Consider the following 6,375-nt stretch of genomic DNA (forward strand, 5'->3'; position numbering starts at 1 on the left):
TTAAAAGTCAAAAATCTTTCCGTCTTCACTTAATTCTACATTTTCAAATACTTCTTCAGCTTCTTCCTTAAATACGTTTATGCTATCATAACGAGTTGAATAATGCCCCAACAACAAAACACCTACATTTGCTTTTTTTGCAATTCTAGCAGCCTCTTTAGCTGTAGCATGTTTTGTTTTGCTAGCTAAATGGGCATGTTTTTCTAAAAATGTTGATTCATGATATAATACATCCACATTGTTAATAATGGGTACAATATCCTCCTTATACATAGTATCACTACAGAACGCGTAACTTTTAGGCTTAGCTCCAGGCTTAGTTACAGTTTCATTCTTTATAAGCACACCATCTTCATTAATTACATCAAAACCCTGAGCCAATTTTCTAAAATAAGCAACATTTATATTAGCCTCCTCTACCAAATTTATGTCTAGTTTTCTATTGCCTTCTTTCTCCTTAAAAAGGTAGCCATTAGTGTAAATGCGATGGTTTAAAGGAATTGTATGAACTTCAACTTCGTCGTCTTCAAATATTAATTCTGAATTTTTTGAATCCAATTCATGAAAAATAAGATTGTAATTGGTCCAAGAATCAGCTAGCTTCATTTGAAGAGTTACCACTTCTTTCACACCAACAGGACCATAAATATGTAAATCGGTTTCACGAGTTAATAACCTGAATGTTGAAATTAAACCTACTAAACCAAAAAAATGATCGCCATGTAAATGCGATATAAAAATGTGTTTTATCCGATTGAATTTAATTTTATGTTTACGTAGCTGTACTTGCGTACCTTCTCCACAATCAATTAAAAACATATGATTACTTATCTCCAAAACTTGAGATGTAGTATTGTTTAAAGTTCGTGGTGTAGCACTATAACAACCTAATATGGTTAATTTCATTTTTTTTTGTTGATTTGTTCTTTGTTTAGTTGTTAAGTCGATTCAATTAAACATCTAAACGACTAACAAATAAACTCTAAAACCCTAAATCGCGTTCCATTTCTTCCATCTCAATAATATCGTAGGCCTCTTGAGTTGTTGGCACTAAAACAATTTCATCTGGAACAATATCTAAATCAATTTTATCAGAAACAATAACAAAAGAATGTTTTGCTCCTCTATGAATGTTAGAAATATCTAAAAATTCTAATAGATCCTGTAAACCTAAAGGGTTTAAAGAAGATAAACACACAATAATGTTATTATTCTTAAATTTTGGATATAAGGCTTGTATTTTTTTAACCAACTCTATAATTGTGGCCTTTTCTTGCGTTATGATAGAAATAGTACCGTCTTGATCTATAATCATATTTTACTGTTTAATTTTTGAAGCTAATAAATAAATTACTGCCATCCTAATAGCCACCCCATTTTGTACTTGATCCAAAATTATGGATTGTTTAGAATCGGCTACATCACTCGTTATTTCAACACCTCTATTAATAGGACCTGGATGCATAATAACAATGTCTTTGTTTAAAGAATCTAAAAGCTCTTTAGTAACTCCAAATTGTTGTGAGTATTCTCTAGTTGAAGGGAAATAGCTAATATCCATGCGCTCGTTTTGAACTCGAAGCATATTTGCTACATCGCACCAATTCAATGCTTTAACTAGGTTTGTTTCAACTTTAACTCCAAGACTGTCAATATACTTTGGTAATAAGGTTTTTGGTCCACACACCATCACTTCGGCTCCTTGAAGTTGTAATGCAAATATATTAGAAAGCGCTACCCGACTATGTAAAATATCACCCACAATAACTACCTTTTTACCTGCTACATCACCTAATTTTTCTCTAATAGAATAAGAATCTAGCAATGCCTGAGTAGGGTGTTCATGAGCACCATCACCCGCGTTTACAATGCTAGCCTTTACATGCTTGGATAGAAATACACCAGCACCTGGGTTTGGATGACGCATTACTACCATATCAACTTTCATAGATAAAATATTGTTTACAGTATCTATTAAAGTCTCGCCTTTTTTAACTGATGATTGTGATGATGAAAAATTAAGTACATCGGCAGATAATCGTTTTTCAGCTAATTCAAATGATAATTTTGTTCTTGTAGAATTTTCGAAAAATAGATTGGCAATAGTGATGTCTCGAAGCGAAGGTACTTTTTTTATCGGACGATTAATCACTTCTTTAAAATGATCGGCAGTTTCAAAAATAAGTTGAATATCTTGTTCTTTCAGATATTTAATTCCTAATAAGTGATTTACACTTAATTCGCTCATTACTAAGGTTTAAGATTTAACAGTTTATAGTTAGATTCTGATGTTTTCAAACTATAAACTATAATTGTTAATTGATTCTATTTTTCAATTAAGTAAACAGAATCTTCATTATCATGTTCTTTCCAGTTTACTTTTACTTTTTCGTTGTTTATTACATCAACCTGTCGGCCACGATAATTCGGTTGTATAGGTAAATGTCTGCTAAAACGTCTATCAATGAGGGTTAAAAGCTCTATTTCATTAGGTCTACCAAATGATTGAATAGCAGTTAAAGCGGCTCGAATACTTCTTCCAGTATATAAAACATCATCTATGAAAACTACATTCTTATCTTCAACTATAAAATTAATAGTCGTGGTATTTGCTTCCAAAGGTTTTTCGCCTCTACGAAAATCATCACGAAAAAAGGTTATATCTAAATGTCCTAATTGAATGTTTTTTATTTTATAATCTTCTCTCAATATTTTAGCTATTCTATTAGCTAAAAAGACGCCACGTGGCTGTAAACCAATAAGTACGGTGTTTGAGAAGTCGTTATGTTTTTCAATAAGTTGACAAGCCAATCGATGAAGAATGATGTTTACCTCTTTTGCGTTAAGTAACACTTTTTGACTCATATTTTTTCCAAACGTATTCGGTATACAAATGTAATGGAAATTATTAGAAATTGAAATATAAATATATTGATACTTATAAAAGTTTTGTTAGCTAAGGAAATGTAACTACAAATATTGAATCTTTCTATCTTTTAATTGTTGCAAAACACAAAAACACCTACAAAATAGCTTTGCAGGTGTATTTTTACGACTAATTCCTATTTTTTTAAATAATGCGCCGTTAAAATTTTGGAACGCTTTTATTTTAAAGTAAATTCTGAAGTAGCTACTAAATCTTTTTCATTAAACACGTTAACAATATAGCGTCCTTTTTGAAAATCGGCTTTTCCTTTTGTGGCAACAAATTCACAAACATCTAAACTAGATCTTTCATAGTTAAATTTACTAATGATACTGTAGTTTAAAGTTTTGCCACCAAAGGTTATTTGTTCATTTAAACCTAAAGTATTATTTTTTGGATCAATTACTTGAACATATAATTCCTGGTTACCAGATTGAACCAATTTATTCTTTGGTACAGTAAAGCAAACTCTAATCTTATCTGTTCTGCTAGCTCTTTCGGTTGGAATTAATTTCCCGGAAGTTCGTTCTATTACGCCAAAGCCTTTCATGTTTACGGCTCCTAATACAGCAGCATTTGATACAACATCAGCCAAAGCAGTATTTTGAACTAATAATGAATCACTGAACATTTTACGTTCTTCCAAGCTGATACGTGTACTATCTAAAGAGGTTGCTAAGTAAGAATTCTGGATTTTAAGTTTATCGTTTTCTGCTAATAAAACATCCATTTCTTTTTGTAAAGACACATATTTTTGTTTGTAGCTCCATAAACTTTTTACGTTAGTTTCTGAAATTTTTAAAGAATCTATCAAGCCTTGAATACGAGCTCTAGCTTCAATTAAATCCTGATTTGCAACATCATTTTCTGCAATAGCTTCATCATACTGCTTAGCCATAGCATTTAAATCGTTCATAACCAGTTGTTTTTGTTCTGTTAATTCACTTTGAACCTTTTCACTGCTTTTGTATAAATTCATTGTGTAAAATGCTGTTCCTAAAAACAGAACCACAGCAATACCCAATGCCACTTTAAGAGCCATACTACTTTTGTTGTCTTCCATAATTACTAGTTTTTAATTTTTTAATAAGTCTAATGTTTTATAAATTTAATACTTTGTTGTTTTTTTAATGCTGTTATTAAATATTAATGTATTTTTAATTTAAATTTATTTACTTCTTTATGGATAAACTAGTTTTATTTAACACTACCACTTTAAATGAGTTATTAAACAAACGCCAAGGTGAATCCAAATTTGGTGAACATATTCAAACTTTATCCAGCATTTCAGATATATACGACCAACTTTTAAATTTGGATGTCGCATATGTAATTATTGGTTTACCCGAAGATGTAGGTGTATACGCAAACTACGGAAAAACAGGGACTTCCAAGGCATGGGAGGCAACTTTAAAAATATTATTAAATATCCAAAGCAATGAATTTACAATGGCCCACAAGGTTTTAGTTCTGGGTCATCTTGATTTTTCGCAGGAACTTTTAAAAATTTCAGAATTAGAAGAGTCACATCCAAAAAGTATAAAAAAAGCACAAAAAATAGTCGCTAAAATTGACAAACACGTTGCTTATATTGTACAACTCATTATTTCGGCCGGAAAAAAACCCATCATTATAGGAGGTGGACAAAATAACGCCTATGGCAATATAAAAGGCACTAGTTTAGCATTAAAACAACCTGTAAATGTTATTAATTTTGATGTACAATCCGATTTCAGACCAGAGGAAGGTCGCCATAGTGGTAACGGGTTTAGCTATGCTTATGCAGAAGGTTTTTTGAAAAATTATTATATTTTCGGATTACAACGAAACTATACTTCTGATAAATTATTTAAGACACTTAAGAAACTAAAACTTGTAAAATTTTCCACATTTGAAGATTTAGAAGTCAATAAAAAGGTGAAATTTAAAGACGAATTAGCTGCTGCATTAAACCATATTGCAGAAAGACCTTTTGGAGTAGAAATTGATTGTGATGCCATTGAAAACATTCCAAGTAGCGCCATGACACCAAGTGGATTTAGTGTTAATAAAGCAAGGAATTTTGTTAGTTATTTTTCTAAACAAGAAAATGTTTGTTATTTACACATATGCGAAGCACGACCTAGTAAAAAAACAGAAACTCAAATAGGCAAATTAATAACATATTTAATATCAGACTTTATAAATGAAACTTTAGACACAGCAACAATAAGCTAACCCAACAGCTTATGAATTTGGGCATATTGAAGTAAAACTATCGTTCTAGTATCATTTATTTCACCATTATTAAGCATAAAAACAGCTTGTTCAAAGGGGATCTCCAAAACTTCAATATCCTCATGTTCACTAGCTATGCCTCCACCTTCATTTACTTTCATTTTATCTGTATATTCCCCAATGAAGAAATGCATTTTTTCCGTCATAACGCCTGGTGAAGAATAGGCTTCAAACACTTTTTTTACCTCTTTTAACCTATAACCTACTTCCTCTTCAGTTTCCCTAATAATACAAGCTTCTGGATTATCCTTATCTAACATGCCAGCACAAATTTCAATAAGCAATCCATCTTTATTACCATTTAAAAAAGTAGGCATTCTAAACTGTTTTGTTAATATTACGGTACCTTTCTCTTTATTATATAATAAAATTCCAGCGCCATCTCCCCTATCATAACACTCTCGCATTTGAGTTACCCATTCGCCATTTCGTAACTTATAATCGAATGTTAGTTTATTTAGTATATAATAATTATCAGAAAGCAGCTCCTTTTTTATATTCTTAATTTTATTTAAAGACATATTGTAATTTATTTTTAACAGGACCAATTTCGCTAAAAATTAATTAAATGCCATAAAAATCTAAAATTATATGTAATTTAAAATAGCAGTGTTTTGTGGAGCATAATGTATTATAAATGAATAAAATAGAAGGATTTTAAACGATAAATTATCCTACATTACGATTTTTAATAAATTCATTTGTAATTGTTTAGTAAATAAAATACACTATATTTGATATGCTAATTAAACCAAATTTTCGTTAATGTTTTTATTAATCTTTTTTTCGTCAATTCTTTTAGTAAGTCAAAAAGACATTGTAACTATATTGATAATTGTTGTTACCTTCTTTACTATTTTATTATTTTTAGGTATTAGGAAGTCTTACAAATTAAAAAAAGAAAACGAGCAACTCGATAAAATAAGTGAAGAGCTAGCCAAACAAGAAGAAAAATATAAAGATTTTACCGAAGGCCACATGTATGGCGGAGATAATTAATAATAACCTGCTTTAATATGGAATCTATTCTAACCTTAGCTCTTTTTAACTTAGCAGTCTTACTTTTTGCTTTTATTACGAAAAGAGGTCTTTATACTATGACTCCGGAAAAACAATGGAGTAAGAATACTAATGAGTTTGATAAAAATTTCAAATCAATTGAAGATATTGAC

At 30.3% G+C, this 6,375-nt stretch carries 8 protein-coding genes; 2 read left to right on the forward strand and 6 right to left on the reverse strand.

Annotated features, from left to right (window positions below; all coding sequences use genetic code 11):
- The 5 genes from ABYI63_RS12395 to ABYI63_RS12415 form a co-directional block, all read right to left on the reverse strand.
- A complete protein-coding gene (locus ABYI63_RS12395) occupies window positions 1-906 on the reverse strand; it encodes a ribonuclease Z (RefSeq protein WP_372756670.1) in 906 nt (301 codons plus the stop codon).
- Between the two features lie 76 nt (window positions 907-982).
- A complete protein-coding gene (locus tag ABYI63_RS12400) occupies window positions 983-1,315 on the reverse strand; it encodes a ribonuclease Z (protein WP_372756671.1) in 333 nt (110 codons plus the stop codon).
- Between the two features lie 3 nt (window positions 1,316-1,318).
- Window positions 1,319-2,248: an aspartate carbamoyltransferase catalytic subunit gene (locus ABYI63_RS12405; RefSeq protein WP_372756672.1), complete on the reverse strand. Its 930-nt coding sequence runs from the start codon at window positions 2,246-2,248 to the stop codon at window positions 1,319-1,321.
- Window positions 2,249-2,325: 77 nt separating this feature from the next.
- Entirely contained in the window at window positions 2,326-2,865 is a 540-nt protein-coding gene (gene pyrR, locus ABYI63_RS12410; RefSeq protein ID WP_372756673.1) for a bifunctional pyr operon transcriptional regulator/uracil phosphoribosyltransferase PyrR, read from the reverse strand.
- Between the two features lie 239 nt (window positions 2,866-3,104).
- Entirely contained in the window at window positions 3,105-3,989 is an 885-nt protein-coding gene (locus tag ABYI63_RS12415) for a chromosome partitioning protein ParA (protein WP_372756674.1), read from the reverse strand.
- Window positions 3,990-4,108: 119 nt separating this feature from the next.
- On the opposite strand from ABYI63_RS12415, the gene ABYI63_RS12420 reads away from it, so the two are divergent.
- Complete coding sequence (locus ABYI63_RS12420) at window positions 4,109-5,143, forward strand: formimidoylglutamase (protein WP_372756675.1); 1,035 nt, start codon at window positions 4,109-4,111, stop codon at window positions 5,141-5,143.
- Here the strand turns inward: ABYI63_RS12420 and nudK are convergent.
- Window positions 5,140-5,724, reverse strand: a complete 585-nt coding sequence (gene nudK / locus ABYI63_RS12425) for a GDP-mannose pyrophosphatase NudK (protein WP_372756676.1) — start codon at window positions 5,722-5,724, stop codon at window positions 5,140-5,142. The two genes, ABYI63_RS12420 and nudK, sit on opposite strands and share 4 nt — an antisense overlap.
- Before the next feature lie 244 nt (window positions 5,725-5,968).
- Between nudK and ABYI63_RS12430 the strand changes: the two genes are divergently transcribed.
- Complete coding sequence (locus ABYI63_RS12430) at window positions 5,969-6,202, forward strand: hypothetical protein (protein WP_372756677.1); 234 nt, start codon at window positions 5,969-5,971, stop codon at window positions 6,200-6,202.
- The last annotated feature ends 173 nt before the right edge of the window (window positions 6,203-6,375 follow it).

The organism is Mariniflexile sp., from assembly GCF_041583155.1.
GTDB lineage: Bacteria > Bacteroidota > Bacteroidia > Flavobacteriales > Flavobacteriaceae > Mariniflexile.